The 16,761-nt window shown below is 70.7% G+C and carries 18 protein-coding genes; 10 read left to right on the plus strand and 8 right to left on the minus strand.

Annotated elements, in window-relative coordinates; genetic code table 11:
* Positions 1-116: 116 nt before the first annotated feature.
* Positions 117-713 carry a TetR/AcrR family transcriptional regulator gene (locus E1284_RS00615; RefSeq protein WP_131935903.1) on the plus strand — a complete coding sequence of 199 codons (597 nt, stop codon included), beginning with the start codon at positions 117-119 and terminating at the stop codon, positions 711-713.
* Between the two features lie 29 nt (positions 714-742).
* On the opposite strand, the gene E1284_RS00620 is transcribed toward E1284_RS00615, so the two are convergent.
* The 3 genes from E1284_RS00620 to E1284_RS00630 are packed head-to-tail and all read right to left on the minus strand — an operon-like array spanning position 743 to position 3,154.
* Positions 743-1,492 carry an SDR family NAD(P)-dependent oxidoreductase gene (locus E1284_RS00620; protein ID WP_207923464.1) on the minus strand — a complete coding sequence of 250 codons (750 nt, stop codon included), beginning with the start codon at positions 1,490-1,492 and terminating at the stop codon, positions 743-745.
* Positions 1,489-2,484 carry a C-terminal binding protein gene (locus tag E1284_RS00625; protein ID WP_131935904.1) on the minus strand — a complete coding sequence of 332 codons (996 nt, stop codon included), beginning with the start codon at positions 2,482-2,484 and terminating at the stop codon, positions 1,489-1,491. Before E1284_RS00625 ends, E1284_RS00620 begins: the two co-directional genes overlap by 4 nt.
* Positions 2,477-3,154, minus strand: coding sequence for a GntR family transcriptional regulator (locus tag E1284_RS00630; RefSeq protein ID WP_131935905.1), 678 nt, complete (start codon positions 3,152-3,154; stop codon positions 2,477-2,479). The genes E1284_RS00625 and E1284_RS00630 overlap by 8 nt, the downstream gene beginning before the upstream one ends.
* Positions 3,155-3,252: 98 nt before the next feature.
* Here E1284_RS00630 and E1284_RS00635 point away from each other — a divergent pair, with 98 nt between their 5' ends.
* Genes E1284_RS00635 through E1284_RS00655 form a run of 5 tightly spaced genes read left to right on the plus strand, consistent with a single transcriptional unit; the run spans position 3,253 to position 7,298 of the window.
* Complete coding sequence (locus E1284_RS00635; RefSeq protein WP_131935906.1) at positions 3,253-4,044, plus strand: SDR family NAD(P)-dependent oxidoreductase; 792 nt, start codon at positions 3,253-3,255, stop codon at positions 4,042-4,044.
* Position 4,045: 1 nt separating this feature from the next.
* Positions 4,046-4,939 carry an amidohydrolase family protein gene (locus E1284_RS00640; protein ID WP_131935907.1) on the plus strand — a complete coding sequence of 298 codons (894 nt, stop codon included), beginning with the start codon at positions 4,046-4,048 and terminating at the stop codon, positions 4,937-4,939.
* Entirely contained in the window at positions 4,936-5,994 is a 1,059-nt protein-coding gene (locus E1284_RS00645; protein ID WP_131935908.1) for a Gfo/Idh/MocA family protein, read from the plus strand. The genes E1284_RS00640 and E1284_RS00645 overlap by 4 nt, the downstream gene beginning before the upstream one ends.
* 9 nt (positions 5,995-6,003) lie before the next feature.
* Positions 6,004-6,465, plus strand: a complete 462-nt coding sequence (locus tag E1284_RS00650; RefSeq protein ID WP_131935909.1) for a VOC family protein — start codon at positions 6,004-6,006, stop codon at positions 6,463-6,465.
* Positions 6,447-7,298: a fumarylacetoacetate hydrolase family protein gene (locus E1284_RS00655; protein WP_131935910.1), complete on the plus strand. Its 852-nt coding sequence runs from the start codon at positions 6,447-6,449 to the stop codon at positions 7,296-7,298. The genes E1284_RS00650 and E1284_RS00655 overlap by 19 nt, the downstream gene beginning before the upstream one ends.
* 267 nt (positions 7,299-7,565) lie before the next feature.
* On the opposite strand, the gene E1284_RS00660 is transcribed toward E1284_RS00655, so the two are convergent.
* Positions 7,566-8,333, minus strand: coding sequence for an IclR family transcriptional regulator (locus E1284_RS00660; protein ID WP_207923465.1), 768 nt, complete (start codon positions 8,331-8,333; stop codon positions 7,566-7,568).
* Between the two features lie 101 nt (positions 8,334-8,434).
* Between E1284_RS00660 and E1284_RS00665 the strand changes: the two genes are divergently transcribed.
* Positions 8,435-9,397, plus strand: a complete 963-nt coding sequence (locus tag E1284_RS00665) for an amidohydrolase family protein (RefSeq protein ID WP_131935911.1) — start codon at positions 8,435-8,437, stop codon at positions 9,395-9,397.
* 165 nt (positions 9,398-9,562) lie between these two features.
* On the opposite strand, the gene E1284_RS00670 is transcribed toward E1284_RS00665, so the two are convergent.
* From E1284_RS00670 to E1284_RS00680, 3 genes are all read right to left on the minus strand, one after another.
* Positions 9,563-10,495, minus strand: a complete 933-nt coding sequence (locus E1284_RS00670) for an MBL fold metallo-hydrolase (RefSeq protein ID WP_131935912.1) — start codon at positions 10,493-10,495, stop codon at positions 9,563-9,565.
* A gap of 50 nt (positions 10,496-10,545) precedes the next feature.
* Positions 10,546-11,232 carry a TetR/AcrR family transcriptional regulator gene (locus E1284_RS00675; RefSeq protein ID WP_131935913.1) on the minus strand — a complete coding sequence of 229 codons (687 nt, stop codon included), beginning with the start codon at positions 11,230-11,232 and terminating at the stop codon, positions 10,546-10,548.
* 261 nt (positions 11,233-11,493) lie between these two features.
* A complete protein-coding gene (locus E1284_RS00680) occupies positions 11,494-12,477 on the minus strand; it encodes a zinc-dependent alcohol dehydrogenase family protein (protein ID WP_131935914.1) in 984 nt (327 codons plus the stop codon).
* A gap of 86 nt (positions 12,478-12,563) precedes the next feature.
* On the opposite strand from E1284_RS00680, the gene E1284_RS00685 reads away from it, so the two are divergent.
* A complete protein-coding gene (locus E1284_RS00685; RefSeq protein ID WP_131935915.1) occupies positions 12,564-12,947 on the plus strand; it encodes a winged helix-turn-helix transcriptional regulator in 384 nt (127 codons plus the stop codon).
* Positions 12,948-13,044: 97 nt separating this feature from the next.
* Here E1284_RS00685 and E1284_RS00690 read toward each other — a convergent pair whose 3' ends face one another.
* Positions 13,045-14,040, minus strand: a complete 996-nt coding sequence (locus E1284_RS00690; RefSeq protein WP_131935916.1) for an AraC family transcriptional regulator — start codon at positions 14,038-14,040, stop codon at positions 13,045-13,047.
* 103 nt (positions 14,041-14,143) lie between these two features.
* Here E1284_RS00690 and E1284_RS00695 point away from each other — a divergent pair, with 103 nt between their 5' ends.
* Both E1284_RS00695 and E1284_RS00700 read left to right on the plus strand, forming a co-directional pair.
* Positions 14,144-15,085: an MBL fold metallo-hydrolase gene (locus tag E1284_RS00695; RefSeq protein ID WP_131935917.1), complete on the plus strand. Its 942-nt coding sequence runs from the start codon at positions 14,144-14,146 to the stop codon at positions 15,083-15,085.
* Between the two features lie 277 nt (positions 15,086-15,362).
* Positions 15,363-16,761, plus strand: a 1,399-nt coding sequence (locus E1284_RS00700) for an MFS transporter (RefSeq protein WP_131935918.1), incomplete at its 3' end; no start/stop codon positions are given.

The following is a 16,761-nucleotide window of genomic DNA, read 5'->3' on the forward strand; positions in this document are numbered from 1 at the left end:
AACAGGGATGCGAGGGCGGATCCGGCGACACTCCGCGCTACACTTGGTCAAGTGACCTGTTCATCTGCCGCGCACTCCCCGGCGCGGTGGAACCCGCCTTCATCCAGGAGCTCCAGATGGCCTACCTGCCCGCCGAGGAACGCCGCCGCAGCATCGTCGACGCCGCCGTCGTGGTGATCGCGTCACACGGCCTGGCCGGCGCCACCACCAGGCGGATCGCCGAACAGGCCGGGGCCCCGCTGGGGGCGCTGCACTACTGCTTCCGCAACAAGGCCGAGCTGATCGACATCGTCGCCGAGCGAGGCGCGACCATGCTGCGGGAGGCGTTCGACGACGTCGACCCCGCACGCGGCCTGGAGGCCACGATCCGGGACAGCGTCAGCGCCTACTGGCGGTGGGTACAGGCCAACCTGGGCCTCCAGCTGGCCCTTCTCGAACTGGGCATGTGGCGGATCCGGCAGGCCGCTGAAGGCGAGAGCGTGTACTCGATGTACGACGCCTTCGGCACCGACCTGCTCAAGCGCAACCTCGACCTCGCGGTCAAGGCCGAGGAGACCGCGCCCGCCATCACGGTCGAGGAGATCACCCGGTTCATCACCCACCGCTTCGACGGCATGATCCTGGAGTACGCGGCCTCCCACGACCGGGACGCCTGCCGGCGCCAGGCCGACCTGCTGGCCGAGGCCCTCGTCCTGCTCGCCCTTCCCGGCTGATCCCCCGCGCCGCCGTTGCGGCCCTGCGCTCAGCCCGTCCTCAGCCCGCCGTTGACATCGACGGTGGCGCCCGTCGTGAACGCGGCCTCCGGCGAGGCGAGCAGGCAGATCGTGTGCGCGACGTCCTCGGGCCGCCCGAGTCGTCCCAGCGGCACGGACGCGGCGAGCCGGTCGCGCACACCGGGGTCGAGCGCACTGGTCATCGGCGTGCTCACCGGCCCTGGCGAGACGGCGTTCACCCGGATGCCCTCGGCGGCCAGCAGGCGGGCGAACGACCGGGTCATCGCCAGCACGGCCGCCTTGCTCGCCGCGTAGTGGACGCTGGTCGAGATGCCGCCGACCTGCCCGGCCAGCGACGCGACGTTGACGATCGCACGGTCACCGCCGGCCGCGCGCAGCAGCGCGATCGCCTCCTTGGTGAGGAAGAACGCGCCGCGGGCGTTGATCTCCATGACGGTGTCCCACTCGTCCGGCCCGATGTCCGGCCAGGCGGTGTAGGGGCATACGCCCGCGTTGTTGACCAAGACGTGCAGCGCCCCCCATTCGTCGCCGATCCGGGCCGTCAACCGCCGGACGTCGTCGATGGAGCGGACGTCCAGCCGCGACACCGCCGTCCGCACCCCGTGCGCGGCACACTCCTCGGCGGTCCGCCGGGCTCCGTCCTCGGCGCCCGAATAGGTGAGCCAGACGTCCATGCCGTGCCGGGCGAGCGAGCGCGCCGTCGCCGCGCCGATGCCGCCGCTCGCCCCGGTGACCAGGGCCATGCGCTCTCCGCTCACGCGTCGCCTCCCTCGCGTGCGGCCGCGTACTCCGGGTTGACGATCGACGTAACCGTCCTGCCCCCGAGGAAGTCGGCGATCTGCCGGGCCGCGCGGCGCGGCAGTTCCGCGAGGGAGTCCGGCGAGTACCAGGCCGCGTGAGGCGTCAGGAGCACACCCGGCGCGCCGCGCAGCGGGCTGTCGGCGGGCAGGGGCTCCAGTTCGAACACATCGAGGGCCGCCCCGGCGACATGGCCCGTCGCCAGGGCGCCGGCGAGTGCCCCCTCGTCGATCAGCCCGCCCCGGCAGGTGTTCACGATCAGCACCCCCGGCCGCATCCGGGCGATGCTCTCGCCGTTCAGCAGGTGCCGGGTCCGCTCGGTCAGCGGCACGTGGAGGGTGACGATGTCGGCGGCGGCCAGCGCCGGCGCCAGGCCGGCGGGCTCGTGACCGGCCGCCCGGACGGCCTCCTCCGCCACATTCGGGTCGTGCACCACCACCCGGAACCCGAGGGCGGCGGCGTGCGCGGCGGCGAGCGAGCCGATCCGGCCGAAGCCGATGACGGCCACGGTGGCCTTCGAGGGACGCAGCGCACCGGCCCCGTCGCCGGCCGCCGACCAGCGCCCGTCCCGCACCGCCCGGTCGAGGACGGGCAGCCGGCGCGCCAGCGCCGCGACCATGGCGATGGTGTGGGCCGCGACCTCCTCGACGCAGTAGTCGGGGGTGTTGGCCACGGCGACCCCGCGCGCGGTGGCGGCGGCGAGGTCGATCATGTCGTAACCGATTCCGAGGCGGCTGACGAATCGCAGCCGCTCCAGCCGGGCCAGCACGGGCGCGGTGACCGGAGCCCACTGCACCAGCAGCGCCGTCGCGTCCCGAGCGGCCTCGGCGACGTCCTCGGCCGTCCGGCAGGACGCGCGGCGGACCCGGAGCCCGGCCGCCTCGAGGATCCGCTCGGGCTCGTCGCCCGGCAGGTCGGAGTCGGTGATCACGACCAGCGGCGGCTCAGTCATCGGGATTCCCCTCGCCCAGTGTGCCGCGCAACCGCTCGGTGGCCAGTTCGATGTGGCGGCTCATCTCCGCACAGCCGGCCTCGGCGTCACCGCTGGCGATCGCGTCCAGCAGCTCATCGTGCGAGGAGGCGTGCCGTTCGAGCGCCTCGGGCTCCAGCGCCGCCGTCGCGGCGCGCAGGAACGCGCCGATCCGGCCGCGCAGGCCGGTGACCACCTCTCCCAGCATCCGGTGGTCGGCCAGTTCCCACAGCCGTTCGTGGAACTGCTGGTCGAGGTCGTACAGCCTGCCGAAGTCTCCGCGGGCGGCGGCGCGCCGCATCGATGCGACCATGCGGCGAAGCTCCTTCTCCTCCGCCGCGGTGAGCCGCTCCTGGACCCGGGTGACAACGAACCGCTCCAGCACGATGCGCAGCGAGGAGAGCTCGTCCAGCTCCCTGGGGGTGAGCGCGGCGACCCTGGCTCCTCGCCGCGGCGTGCGCTGGACGAGGCCCTCATCGGTCAGCCGCGTCAGCGCCTCGCGCACCGGGATGTGGCTGACGCCCAGCTCGGCGGCCAGCGTCCGCTCGACCAGGCGGGCGCCCGGCGGATAGCGGCCCTCGTGGATCGCCTCGCGGATCCGCCCGACGACCTGGTCGGCGAGGCTGTCGCCGGCAAGAGGATCAAGGGTCATGCGGAGAACGCTATAGCATCTAGCGTTTCTTTGCTAGATGCTATAGCGTCACGGTTTTCGGGATGAGAGATCCCGGCAGGCAGAGGAGGTGGAGTGCGTTGCGGATCGCCCAGGATCGCAGAGCACTGGTCACCGGTGGAGCATCCGGATTCGGGCGGCGGATCGCCCGGCGGCTGCACGAGGCCGGAGCCGCGGTGGCCGTACTGGACGTCAACGGAGAGCGGGTCGAGGAGACGGTGTCCGGCCTCGGAGACCGCGCGCTCGGAATCACCGCCGACGTCCGCTCGGCCGCGGGCGTGCACGCGGCCGTGACGCGAACGGTCAACGCCTTCGGCGGGCTGGACACCCTGGTCGTCTCCGCAGGCGTCTTCCACGTCGGCACATTGGAGGCGACCGGCGAGCACGACTGGGACCGCACCCTGGACGTCAACCTGAAGGGCGCGTTCCTGACCGTCAAGGCCGCCGCGTGGGCGCTTCGCGAATCGGGCCGGGGGCGGATCGTGACCATCGCCTCCGACTGCGGCCGGCGCGGATTCGCCCGCCAGGTCCCCTACGTGGCGTCCAAGTTCGGCCTGGTCGGGCTGACCGAGTCGGTGGCTGCGGAACTCGCGCCCGCGCGCGTGACCGCCAACTGCGTCTGCCCGGTCGGGTGCCCCACCACCGGGATGGGGCAACAGGTCCTCGACTGGAAGACCGGGCGCACCGGCCTGTCCGCCGACCAGGTCATGGAGGCGACCGCCGCCACCAATCCGCTCGGCCGCAACGCCACCGAGGACGACGTCGCCGACGCCGCCCTCTTCTTCATCTCCGACCACGCGGGCTTCCTCACCGGCGTCACACTCGACGTGGACGGCGGCGCCCGCCTCGGCAGCATCCCCGGGACCCGGTGACATGGCCGACCTGCCGTTCGTCGACACCCACGTGCACTTCCACGACCTCGGCCACCCCCGGCTCCGTTACGAGTGGCTGGAGCCGGACGCGCCGCAGGACCCGGTCGTCGGCCCCGACGGCGCGATACGGGCGCGCCGCTACTGGGCCGACGACTTCGTCGCCGAGACCCGCTTCCACAACGTCAGCAAGGTCGTCCACGTCCAGGCCGCCATCGGGACCGACGATCCCGTGGAGGAGACCCGCTGGCTGCAGGCGTTCGCCGACCGGCTGGGCACCCCGCAGGGTATCGTCGCCTACGCCGACCTCACCCGTCCCGACACCGCCGAGACGCTGGCCAGGCATGCCGAGTTCCCCAACCTTCGCGGGATACGCGACCTGCGCTACGACGACTACCTCACCGACGAGTCGTGGATGCGCGGCTACGCCCTCCTGGAACGCCACGAGTTGCTCTGCTGCGACGATCCGCTCCTGGAGGAGTTCTCCGACGCGCGGCGGCTGGCCGAGCGCTTTCCCGGCATCACCCTGTGCATCGACCACGCGGGCTACCCGCGCCACCGTGACCGCGAGTACTTCCGCCGGTGGCGGGACGCCATGCGTGACATCGCCAAGGCCCCCAATGTCGTGGTGAAGATCTCCGGTCTCGGCCAGGCCGACCACCGCTGGACGACCGCCGGCCTGCGCCCATGGGTGCTGGAGTGCATCGACGCGTTCGGCACCGAACGGGCGTTCTTCGGCACGAACTGGCCCGTCGACCGGCTCTACAGCTCCTACGGCGACGTGGTGAACGCGTACGCCGAGATCATCTCGGACTTCGCCGATGCCGAGCGCCGGGCGATGTTCAGCGGCAACGCCGAGCGGATCTTCCGCCTCGGCACCGAAGAGGAGGCGACGTGAGCACAGTGCGGGTAGCGGTGATCGGCTGCGGCTGGTGGGCGACGTTCGCGCACCTTCCCGCGATCGCCGCGCATCCCGATGCGGAGATCGCCGCGCTGGCCGACCCCGACCGGCGCAGGCTGTCCGCGGCGGCCGAGGCGTTCGAGGTGGACGCCGCGTTCGCCTCCGCCGAGGAACTGCTGGACGAGGTGAAGGTCGACGCGGTCGTCATCGCGGTCCCCCACACGCTGCACTATCCGATCGCCCGGCTCACTCTCGACCGCGGCCTGCCGACCCTCCTGGAAAAGCCCATGGTCATCAAGCCCCGGCACGGCCGCGAGCTGGTCGCCCTGGCCGAAGAGCGCGGCGTCGAACTGCTCATCGACTACCCGTGGCATTACAACCGGCACGCGCTCACCATCCGCGAGGAGCTGGCCGCCGGCGCGATCGGACCCATCGAACACGTGTCCTGCCTGTACGCCTCCAGCGTCCGCGAACTGTACCGGGGAGATCCCGAACCGTACCGCGACCTGTGGGGGTACCCCGTGAACGCCCCCGGCACGGCCACCTACAGCGACCCGGCACTGTCGGGAGGCGGGCAGGGCCAGACCCAGATCACCCACGCCGCCGCCCTGTTGCTGTGGCTCACCGGTCTGCGCCCGCGCGGGGTCAGCGCCTTCTCCGCGAACTTCGAGCTCCCGGTCGACCTCGCCGACGGGGCGGCGATCCGGTTCGACGGCGGCGCGGTCGGAGTGCTCAGCTCGACCGGCGCCGTGCTGCCCGGCCACGACGAGATCGCCCGGTTCGAGGTCTTCGGCCGGGACGGCCACGTGCTGTTCGACGTCAATCGGGGCACCGCCTCCGTCCACGTCGCCGGCATGACCAAGACCTTGCTGGAACTGCCGCTGGAGCAGCGCAACCCCGAGTACGCGCCCGCCCGCAACCTGATCGACGTGGTCCTCGGCCGCGCGGCCAACGGCTCGCCCGGCGAGATCGGACTCGGCGCGGTGGAGTTCGTCGCCGCCATGTACCAGTCGGCGCGCGATGGCCGCATCGTCGACCCGGCCAACGTCTAGGAGATCGCCATGCTCACCGGTGTCTCGCACATGGGTTTCACGGTCGCCGACCTCGACTCGGCGGCGGCCTTCTATGAACGGCTGTTCGGCGCTCCGCCGGAGGTCCGGCGCATCTACGACGCGCCCTACACCGCCGACCAGGTCGGCTACCCGGGGGCGCGGCTGGACATCGCGATCTTCCGCATCCCGGGCAGCGACGTCCGCCTCGAGCTGATCCAGTACCTCGAACCCGCCGGAATCCCGGTCGACATCGAGACCAAGAACCCCGGCACCGCGCACCTCTGCCTGACCGCCGACGACCTCGTCACCGAGTTCGCCCGGCTGACCTCGCTCGGGGCCCGCCCCAGGAGCACCGGCCCGGTGCTGATCACGTCCGGCCCGAACCGGGGCCGCCATGTCGCCTACTTCCGCGACCCGCAGGGCCTGACCATCGAGATCACCGAGGAGCGCCCGTGCGCATCGCGAACCTGAACGGCCGGCTCGTTCTCCTGGCCGACGACGGCGCCATCGACATCGAGGCCGCCAGTTCCGGCCGGTTCAGCTCCGACCCGTCCGCCATCTACGACCGCTGGGAGGAGTTCACCGCCTGGACGGCCGGCACCCCCCGGCTCCCGGACCCCGCGCCGTTCTCCCCGGCGGACCTCCGCGCCCCCGCACCGGCCCCACGACAGGTGTTCGCGATCGGGCTCAACTACCACGACCACGCTGCGGAATCCGGTCTGGCGCCCCCCGAGCAACCCGTCGTCTTCACGAAGTTCCCGACGTGCATCACCGGACCGTACGGGGACGTCGTCCTGCCGCCAGGTGGCCACACCGACTGGGAGGTCGAACTCGTCGCGGTGATCGGCCGAACGGCCCGGCAGGTCGCCGAGGCGGACGCCTGGGATCACGTCGCCGGGCTGACGGCCGGCCAGGACCTGTCCGAGCGCAGGACGCAACTCGCAGGACCCGCACCCCAGTTCAGCCTCGGCAAGTCGCTACCGGGCTTCGGACCGACCGGACCCTGCGTGGTGACCGTCGACGAGTTCGACGATCCCGATGACGTGGCCCTCGGCTGCCGCGTCGGAGCGGAATTGGTGCAGCGAGCCCGCACCGGTGACATGATCTTCTCCATCCCCCGCCTCGTCGCCCACCTGTCGGCGCTGCTACCGCTGCTGCCCGGCGACCTCGTCTTCACCGGAACGCCCGCCGGTGTCGGACTGGGCCGGACCCCGCAGCGATGGCTGGCGCCAAGTGACGAACTCGTCACGTATGTCGAGACGATCGGCGAGATGCGACACCGCCTCATCGCACCCCCCGGATAGCCCCACAGCATCGGCCGCTTAAGTGGCTACACGTTTCATCGCCTCAGAACCACTGCCCGGCCAAGTCGCCGTGTCGACCGGAGCACCCTGGTCGAGCCCGGCCGGCCTGTGGACGCTTCCGCTGGCGAACCCACCGCTTGGGTTCCGCGCACACCGTCGTCAACTACATGGGTGTCGGGGCGCGACACCCATGTTCACAAGTTCGACCAGCACTACCTCGTCCCTGAAAGGCGGCTGACCGTGACCGGTGCTGCCGTTTCGCCGGGCTCAACCGGCCTGGCGACCGCCGTTCATCTCTCGTGAGATGGCACGCGCGGCGGCGCGGACGGCCGGCACATAGACCGCTGCGTCGAAATCAATGCTCGGAGCCACCACGGACACCGCGGCGACGACGCCGTCCGCGTCGCGGACCGGTGCCGCCGCCGCGGTGTGCGGCAAGGGCTCGGCCTGACTCACGATCGCGTAGCCGCCCCGCCTGACCTCGGCGAGGACACGGCGCAGATCCTCCGCGGTGCGGACCTCGTCACGGCCATGGCCCGGCTTGAAGTCCCCGAGGATCTGCTCCTGCACATCGGCGGGGGCGTGGGCGAGCAGGGCCAGGCCGACTCCGGTCCGGGCCAGGGGCATGCGGCCTCCGACCCGGTAGAGCGCCGGACTGGCGTTGTGCGCGGACAGCCGCTCCACGAGCAGGGCCTCGGTGCCGTCCCGCACCGCCAGCACGATGTGCTGGCGTGTGACGTGGAAGAGGTCCTCCAGGTACGGCATCGCAACGGCTCGCAGCCCGTGCCCGCGCGGGGCGAGCGAGGCGATCTCCAGCAGCCGCAGGCCGATGACATAGCGGCCGTCGTCGAGGCGCTCCAGCGCCCCGGCCTCGGTCAGCTTGCGAGCCAGGCGCAGGGCGGTGCTGCGGGGCAGACCGGTCCGCTGGGCGAGGCGCGCCAAGGGCAAGGCGCGGTGGTCGGCGTCGAAGGCGCGCAGCACCGCGAAGGCCCGGTCGATCACCGCTTCGCCCGCCTTGGGGGTATCTGATGTCACCCTATCTCCGTTTCACTCAGTGGCATTCCTCCTGCCACTGGACGGCCGTGCTTCCTAGCGTAAAGGCGTCTGGTCAGCCCGTCCCTTGGGAGGAGACAGCGATGAGCACGCAAGGCCTGATCGACTTTCACGCCCACTTCACCACCGCGCACTACATCGAGGCCGCCAAGGCAGGCGGCCATGTGCGACCCGACGGCATGCCCGAGGACTACTGGCCGCAATGGACCGCCGAAGCGCATCTGGCGCTCATGGACGAGGCCGGTATCGCCAAAGCGATGTTGTCCTTGTCCTCGCCGGGCACCCACTTCGGTGACGACGCGGCGGCCCGGTGCCTTGCCCGCGCGGTCAACGAGTTCTGCGCCGAGGAAGTGCGGAGGCATCCGGACAGGTTCGGGCAGTTCGCCACCCTGCCATTGCCCGATGTGGACGGCGCACTGGCGGAGACCGCCTACTGTTTCGACGAGCTCGGTGCCGAAGGCGTGGCGCTGCTGTCCAACCATGCGGGGATCCGGCTCGCCGACGAGCGTCTCACACCGGTGCTCGCCGAACTCGACCGCCGGGCGGCGATCGTCCTGCTGCACCCGACCACCTGCCCGGGGCACGAGGAACTCTCGTCAGGACGGCCGCAGCCGATGATCGAGTTCCTCTTCGAGACCGCCCGTACGGTCATCGACTTCATCCTCAGCGGCGCGGCGGCGAAGTTCCCTCGAATCCGCCTGATCGTGCCCCATCTCGGCGGAGTGCTGCCGCTGCTCACCGAGCGCGTCGAAGCGTTCCGCACGATCAGCGGTGAACCGGCCGACCGCGCGACGGTCGGCGACATCCTCGGACGGTTCTACTACGACCTCGCCGGCATGCCGTCGAAGCAGCAGATCGCCGCGCTCACCGGCATCGCCGGGCCGGAGCGGCTGCTCTACGGCAGCGACTACGCCTGGACGCAGCACGACTTGGCCCTGCACCTGCTGACGTCACTCGACGCGGCCTTGGCGGACGCGCACCGGGACTGGCGGACCCTCACCACGCGGAACGCCGACCTTCTCCTCGGCCAACAGCCTGAACGCTGAGTCGGCTGATGTGACGGTGACGTGCACGCCGCCCATCTCGGCGCATGCCGTACACCTCGTCGCCGGCCTGCCGTCGCTCCCGCAGGGCACCGGAGCCGACGACGGCACGGTGACCACTCGGTCGGCCGGGTGGTCACCGTGCCGGCTCCCCGCCGTCCGCCTGAATCAGCCGCGTGGGAAGGCGGCCCATGCGGTGATGCCGAAGCCGTCACCGTTCTTGCGGATCTCGGCGGCGCCGTGTCCCGGCCAGTGGGCCGGGATGACGAGCTCCCGCAGCTCGGCGGCGCGGGAGAGGTAGGCGCGGCGGGTCTCGGCCGCGAGGTCGAGGTCGTCGCAGAAGCAGCTGTTCCAGCCGGGTTCGAGGACTTGGACGGGACTGTGCAGCATGTCCCCGACGAAGACGGCGCGGTCGGTGCCCGAGCGGAGGGTGAGGACGGACGAGCCGGGGGTGTGGCCCGGTGCGGCCTCCAGCAGCAGGTTGCCGTCGATGCGGTGGGCGTCCTCCCACAGGACGGCCTGTCCGGCTCGGTGGACGGGGGCGATGCTGTCGTTGTACACCAGCTTGGCGCCCTCCCAGCGGACGCGTTCGTGCTCGTCGCGCGGCGCCCGGCTGCGGCCGGAGCCTTCCGGATCGAAGTAGAGATCGTCGGCGCGGGGGATCAGGTACGTGGCGTTGGGGAAGGTGGGCAGCCATTGCCCGTCGCGCAGTTCGGTGTTCCAGCCGACGTGGTCGTAGTGGATGTGGGTGTTGACGACGACGTCGACGTCCTCGGGGGCGACGCCGGCCTCGCGCAGGCGGGCGAGGTAGTCGGTCCGGAGCCCGGCGTACTGCGGGACCTGCGGGCGCTCCCGGTCGTTGCCGACCCCGGTGTCCACCAGGACGGTCTTTCCCTCGCTGCGCAGGACCCAGGTCTGGATGTGGCAGCGATAGGCGTCATCGGCCGGGGACCAGAAGTCCGGCGCCAGCCACTCCTGGTTGCGCCGCCAGGTCTCCTCACTGCTGTCGGGAATGATGAAGCGGGCGGTACGGATGGGACCGGACCACTCGACCACGCGCGTTATTTCGACATCGCCAAGAGAAATGGTGTCTGCGGGCATGACGGACACTCCAGAGCGCGGGACGGATCAAATGGGGTTCGGCGGGCGGCTCAGGCGAGCCGCGCCGGGCCGTGGGACGCGGGGCCGTAGCGGGCCAGGAAGCTGAGTACGGCTTCCTCGATCACCACCTCCGCGGAGGGCTGAGCGGCGACCTCCTCTTCGAAGGCCATGACGGCCGGCCAGACGAGGAACTCCTGGACGAGGCCCATGAACTGGCGTGCCGCGAGGTAGGTGTCCGGACATCGCAGACGGCCGCCGCGGACCAGACCGTCGAGGCAGCCGACGAAGGCGGCCACGACCGGCCCCTTGCCCACCCGGTAGAACTCGTCCGCGATCCAGGGCAGACGCCCGGACTCGGTCACCACGAGCTGGGCGAAGCGGATCTGGTCGGTCTCAGTGGCGAAGTGCTGGAGCGACCGGGCGAAGTCGCGAAGGACCTCCTCGGCGCTCGCGCCGGCGTCGCACTCGACGAGCCGCCGGTCCGGGCCGGTGAACGCCGACCAGTGGTAGTGGATCACCTCCCGGAAGACCCGCTCCTTCGAACCGAAGCGGTTGTAGACGGTCTGCCGTGAGACCCCGGCATGCTGAGCGATCCGCTCCAGGGTGACCCCGTCATAGCGGTCGGCCAGGAAGAGTTCCTTCCCCGCTGCGAGGATCTTCTCGTCGGAGGCCGACCTGCGGCGTCGGACCTCCGTGCGCCGCGCCCCCGGCTGGTCCGTGCTCGACTGTCCGCTCACGCCGCCCCTTCCCCGTTCGCATGCCGGTCCCCGGGCCGGACGGGGCCGTCATTGCCCGACCGGGAGCAGTGCCGGAGACCCGGACACTGCCCCCCGCCGCAGCCCGACCGGCCGCTCATGTGCTTCCACAGTTGGGTATCCACTGCATGTCGCCAGATTTAGACTTTACAGTACAGCCCAATCTATTCCCGGGCAACCTGCACGTGCCGAGAATCGACCCGCACGGACCCATGAGCCATGGGCGGCTTATCCGGCTTGTTCCTAGACCGTGACGACGACCTTCCTTCCGGCGTGGAGCCCCTTCTCCAGGTGGCGGTGCGCCTCGACGATGTCGTCAAGGGCGAACGCCTCGTCGACGGCGGGCCGCAGTGCACCGAGGCGGACACCCGCGTTGAGGAAGGCCGCCATGCGCTTCACCACGACCGCGTCGAGGGTGTGCTCGAAGCTCTGGTAGCCGAAGACCGTGAGGGGCGTGCCCATCGGGAAGGACGTGGGCCGAGCGTCAAGGAAGCCTGCGGCGACCAGTGTTCCACCGGGGCGGGCCGCCTTGAGAAGATCCTGCTGGCCGGGGCCCATGACAAGGTCGAGGATGATGTCGGCGCCTGTCCCGCCGGTGTGGTGGTGGACGGCTTCGACGACGTCCGCCTGGTCGGTGGCGATGACCGCGGCCGCACCGGCGGCGAGCAGTTCGTCCGTCTTCGCCGTGTGCCGGGTGATGGCGAGGGGCACGGCACCGATCTGATTTGCGATCTGCATCGCCGCCCGGCCGACGCCGCCGGAGGCGGCGGTGATGAGGACGTGGTCGCCGGGCCGCATCCGCGCCTTCTCGACGAGCGCGCCGTAGGCGGTGGAGAACGCGACCCAGACCGCCGCCGCGTCCGTGATCGCGAGCCCGGCCGGCCGGGCGGCGACCCGGCTCGCGGGGACCGTGGTGTATTCGGCGTAGCTGCCCCTGACGCTCGCGTCCGGAACGGCCGTGAGGATGACCGGATCGCCGATCCGCAGTCCGGTGACGTCGCGGCCCACCGCGTCGACGACGCCGGTTCCTTCGACACCGAGGCGGGCGTGCGGCAAGGGGACGGGCGCGGGCGCGGCGCCGGAACGCATCATGAGGTCGAGCGGGTTGACGGCGAACGCCTCGATCCTGACCCGTACCTCGCCGACCGCGGGCTCGACGATCGGCTCCTCGACAACGTGCATGACCTCCGGCCCGCCGAACTCGTCGAACACAACGACTCGTGGCATGGTGACTCCTCCGCATCCGGTGCTGGTTCAGCACTCGCAGAAGACGTTACGGAGTCGTGCGTTACCTCCTGGTACCTTCGTTTACCATGCAGAACGCGACCGGACCCGTCTTCCTCGCCGACTGCCCCACTCGCCTGGCGGTCGAAATCATCTCCGACAAATGGGCCGCGCTCGTGCTCTTCGGGCTCAGCCAACGGCCGCGCAGGCACAGTGAGCTCGTCGGCCTCATCGGTGAAATCTCGCGGAAGGTCCTCACCCAGACGCTGCGCAGGCTCCAGCAGTACGGTCTGGTCGAACGCCGGGCGCAAGCACCACGGCGAGTCGAGTACAGCCTCACCGACCTCGGTCGGACCCTCGTCGAGCCCATCGAGGTCCTGACGAACTGGGCGAGGGACCACGGTGAGGCCGTCGTCGACTTTCAGGAGGCCGCGGAAGCCGCTGCTTCCGCTCAAGCTCGCGCGGCACATTGATCTTGGCGGGTCGACGGCCTCGCCGCGGGCGCGGATCTCCGTCCCGGCGTCTCCGCAGCGGAACCCCGCCAGCGGACGGCTGAAGACGATTCCAGTCTCACGCCCCGGTGCGCCGCCTGGCCCAGGCTCCGGTGTCAGCTTGCTCGGACGTTGGTGGCGGGTTTGCGGCGGAAGCGGCTCTCCCCGCGGCCTGCTTCCGGTATCGCCCCGGTGTAGTGCCGAACTCCCTCTCGAAGGCGTGGGAGAGCGCGTACGGGCTGCCGTAACCGACTCGGCCGGCGATGGCGGCCAGGGTTTCCCTGGTGTCGCGAAGGAGGGTGGCGGCGAGGATCACGCGCCACCAGGTGAGGTACGCCATCGGAGGGCGGCCGACCAGGGTGGTGAACCGGCGGGCCAGGGTGGGACGGGAGACGCCCACCTCCGCGGCCAGGCGGTCGTTGCTCCACGGCGCAGCCGGTTTCGAGTGCAGCGCCCGCAGCGCCGCGGCCGTCACCGGGTCGCCCAGTGCGCTGGGCCAGGTTCCGGTGGTGGTCTCGGTCATCCAGGAGCGGATCATGTAGACGAGGAGAAGGTCGAGCAGGTTCGGGAGCGCCACGCAGGAGCCGGGCCGCACCTCGTCCAGCTCGCCGGCGAGCAGGTCGATCGCGGCACGGAGTTCCAGGTGGCTGCCGATTCGGCTGGGGAGATGAACGATCTCGGGCAACTCCGCCATCAGCGGGTGCATCCGGCTGCAATCGAGCCAGTACTTGCCGCAGAGCATCTCCGTACCGTCGCGGCCGGGGCGGGCTCGCGGTCCGGTCTCCGCAAGCCATTGCTCGAACGGCTCCGCCTTCTGCGTCGCGACCGCCGGATCGGCGGGAGAGTCGGCGATCACATGGCCCGTGCCGTGAGGCAGCAGGACCGCGTCGCCCACGCCGAGGGACACCGACGCGCCGCCGTCGGTCAGGAGCCAGCAGCCCCCCTCCAGCACGACGTAGAAGCCCGCGCCGTCGTAGGGGTCGAGCCGCGCGCACCAACTCCCGTTCGTCCGTACCCGGTGGAACCACGGGTGTCCGAGGTGAACGGCGGAGATCGCGTCACTCACCACATCCATGCGGCCAGAATATCTCCACACGCTCCGGTATGAGACGGATGCGTATTCTATTGAGCTGGATGAGCATTGAGAAGCTCGCTCCAGCCTTCTTACGGTTGAGCGCATGTCGCACGAGAACGAGAGTGTGCAGCGCATGCTGCTAGGAGATGTCGAAGTCATCCGGGTCGTCGAGTGGCACGAACCGTTCCTGCCGACCTCCGACATGTTCCCCCGGATCGGCGCCGACGTGTGGAAGGACAACGAGGGCTGGCTTGCGCCGGACCACTGGGAACCGGACACCGGCAGAGTGGTCTCCGCCCTGCAGAGCTGGGTGCTGCGCAGCGGCGGACGGACCGTCCTGGTCGACACCGGAGCGGGCAACGGGCGCGAGCGACCGGGCATGGGACCGTTCCACCGGTCCCGGAGCGATCTCCCCGGACTGCTGGCGAAGGCCGGTGTCCGGCCGCAGGATGTTGACGTCGTGGTCAACACCCACCTCCACGTCGACCACGTCGGCTGGAACACCGTCGACGTCGACGGGCAGTGGGTGCCGACGTTCCCCAACGCCCGGTACCTCATCCCGGCCGCCGACGACTTCCATTACGGTCCGGACAACGCCTACGGCAACGGCGTGCAGGAGGTCGACCGCCTGATCTACCAGGACAGCATCGCGCCCGTCCACCAGGCCGGGCAGGCCGTGCTGTGGGACGGCCTACACCGCATCAACGAGCACCTCACCCTGGAGTCCGCGCCCGGCCACACCCCCGGCTCGTCGGTACTGCGACTCGCGTCCGGAAAAGACCGGGCGGTCTTCGTCGGAGACCTGCTGCACAGCCCGGTGCAGATCCTGCACCCCTGCTGCAACAGCAACGCCTGCCTGGCACCGGAACAAGCGGCGGACAGCCGCCGGCGGATTCTCGGGCGCGCGGCCGATGAACGGGAACTGCTCATCCCCGCGCACTTCGGCGGTGCCGGCGCCCTGGAGATCCGGCGGAACAGTGCCGGATTCGCCCTCGGCCCATGGGCCGCGAGCGAACCGGCGAGGGGATCCTCCGGCTCTGCGTGAGCCCTGACGCCACCGCTCACCAGGCATCCTTCTCCCCGAACGTGGCCCGGCCGCCGAGTAGCGGAACGTGCTCGGCTACCCGCCCCGTGTCCGAACCCGACCGGGCCACGCTCGGGAGAACACCTTCCATCAGTTGCGCTCCCGAGGCGGTCAACGCCGCGGCGGACGGCGCGGCCGCTGCCATCCGGGGCTCAGCCGGCGGAGGGCGAAGAGCCACCCCCGCTGGATCCGGCATCCGACGACATCACATACTTCCCGGCCTGGAGGCCGTCCCCTCATGCCGCTCACGTCGACCGACCGCCTTCCAATCGGGTCGAGCGGGGCTTTCGTCCCGGTGCTCACCTTCATGGGCATCGTGGTCTCGGTGATGCAGACCCTGCTCATCCCGGTGCTCGAAGACCTGCCGCAACTCCTGGACACCGAGCCGGCCAACGCGGCCTGGGTCATCACCTCGACCCTGCTCGCCGGCGCCGTCACCACACCGATCATGGGCCGTCTCGGCGACCTCTACGGCAAGCGCCGCATGCTGATCTGCAGCCTCGCGGTGATGGTCGCCGGCACGCTCATCAGCGCCCTCACCAGCAACCTGCTCATGATGATCGCGGGCCGGACCCTCCAGGGCTTCGCGATGAGCACGATTCCCCTCGGCATCGGCCTGATGCGCGACACGCTCCCCCGCGAGAAGCTCGGCTTGGCGATGGCCCTGATGAGCTCCTCCATGGGCATCGGCAGCAGCCTCGCTCTGCCCGCTGCGGCTCTGATCGCCCAGCACGCCGACTGGCACGCCCTCTTCTACGGCTCCGCCGGTCTCGGCGCCCTGTGCATCGCCCTCATCCTGCTCGTCGTCCCCGAGTCCCCGGCCCGGGCCCAGGGCACCTTCGACCTTCTCGGCGCGGTCGGGCTGTCTGTCGGGCTCGTCCTCTTCCTGCTGCCGGTCAGCAAGGGCAGCGACTGGGGCTGGGCCTCCGGTACCACCCTCGGATTGTTCGCCGCGGCGGGGGTCGTCCTCGTCCTGTGGGGCGTGTTCGAGCTAGGTGGCAAGGCCCCGCTGGTGAACCTCCGCACCACGGCCCGCCCCGCCGTGCTCCTCACCAACCTCGTTTCGGTCACGGTCGGCGCCTCCTTTCTCGTTGCCTCATTGGTCCTTCCCCAACTGCTCCAGTTGCCGAAGGCCACCGGCTACGGCCTCGGCAAGTCGATGGTGGTCGCGGGCCTGTGCATGGCGCCGCTGGGCCTGACCATGGTCCTCGCGGTCCCCATATACGCCCGGCTGTCTGCGAAGCACGGCCCCAAGGTCACCCTGATCCTCGGCATGGCGATCATCGCGATCGGCTACAGCGCCGGCCTCGGCCTGCTGAGCGCACCCTGGCAAAGCCTCATCATCACGGCGGCCCTAGGCGGGGGCATCGGTCTCGCCTACTCCTCCCTCCCCGCCCTGATCGTCGGTGCGACCCCGGCTTCGCAGACGGCTTCGGCCAACGGCCTCAACACGCTGATGCGTTCGATCGGCTCCTCGGTCTCCAGCGCCGTCATCGGCATGGTCCTCGCCGACACCGCACATGCGGTGAACGGCATCACCGCCCCGACCATGCACGGCTTCCGCGTCTCCTTCTTGATCGCTGCGGGCGCGACGGTGCTCGGGCTGCTCACAGCCCTCTTTCTGCCCCGTGCCCGCC

Source organism: Actinomadura bangladeshensis (assembly GCF_004348335.1).
In the GTDB taxonomy this organism is placed as follows: domain Bacteria; phylum Actinomycetota; class Actinomycetes; order Streptosporangiales; family Streptosporangiaceae; genus Spirillospora; species Spirillospora bangladeshensis.

Excerpts from the sequence above, each read along its gene's own strand:
- E1284_RS00690 (WP_131935916.1), bottom strand. The coding sequence starts at position 14,040 with ATGGATGTGGTGAGTGACGCGATCTCCGCCGTTCACCTCGGACACCCG.
- E1284_RS00670 (WP_131935912.1), bottom strand. The coding sequence starts at position 10,495 with ATGCCCGCAGACACCATTTCTCTTGGCGATGTCGAAATAACGCGCGTG.
- E1284_RS00615 (WP_131935903.1), top strand. The coding sequence starts at position 117 with ATGGCCTACCTGCCCGCCGAGGAACGCCGCCGCAGCATCGTCGACGCC.
- E1284_RS00640 (WP_131935907.1), top strand. The coding sequence starts at position 4,046 with ATGGCCGACCTGCCGTTCGTCGACACCCACGTGCACTTCCACGACCTC.
- E1284_RS00665 (WP_131935911.1), top strand. The coding sequence starts at position 8,435 with ATGAGCACGCAAGGCCTGATCGACTTTCACGCCCACTTCACCACCGCG.
- E1284_RS00680 (WP_131935914.1), bottom strand. The coding sequence starts at position 12,477 with ATGCCACGAGTCGTTGTGTTCGACGAGTTCGGCGGGCCGGAGGTCATG.
- E1284_RS00685 (WP_131935915.1), top strand. The coding sequence starts at position 12,564 with ATGCAGAACGCGACCGGACCCGTCTTCCTCGCCGACTGCCCCACTCGC.
- E1284_RS00695 (WP_131935917.1), top strand. The coding sequence starts at position 14,144 with ATGTCGCACGAGAACGAGAGTGTGCAGCGCATGCTGCTAGGAGATGTC.
- E1284_RS00630 (WP_131935905.1), bottom strand. The coding sequence starts at position 3,154 with ATGACCCTTGATCCTCTTGCCGGCGACAGCCTCGCCGACCAGGTCGTC.
- E1284_RS00625 (WP_131935904.1), bottom strand. The coding sequence starts at position 2,484 with ATGACTGAGCCGCCGCTGGTCGTGATCACCGACTCCGACCTGCCGGGC.
- E1284_RS00650 (WP_131935909.1), top strand. The coding sequence starts at position 6,004 with ATGCTCACCGGTGTCTCGCACATGGGTTTCACGGTCGCCGACCTCGAC.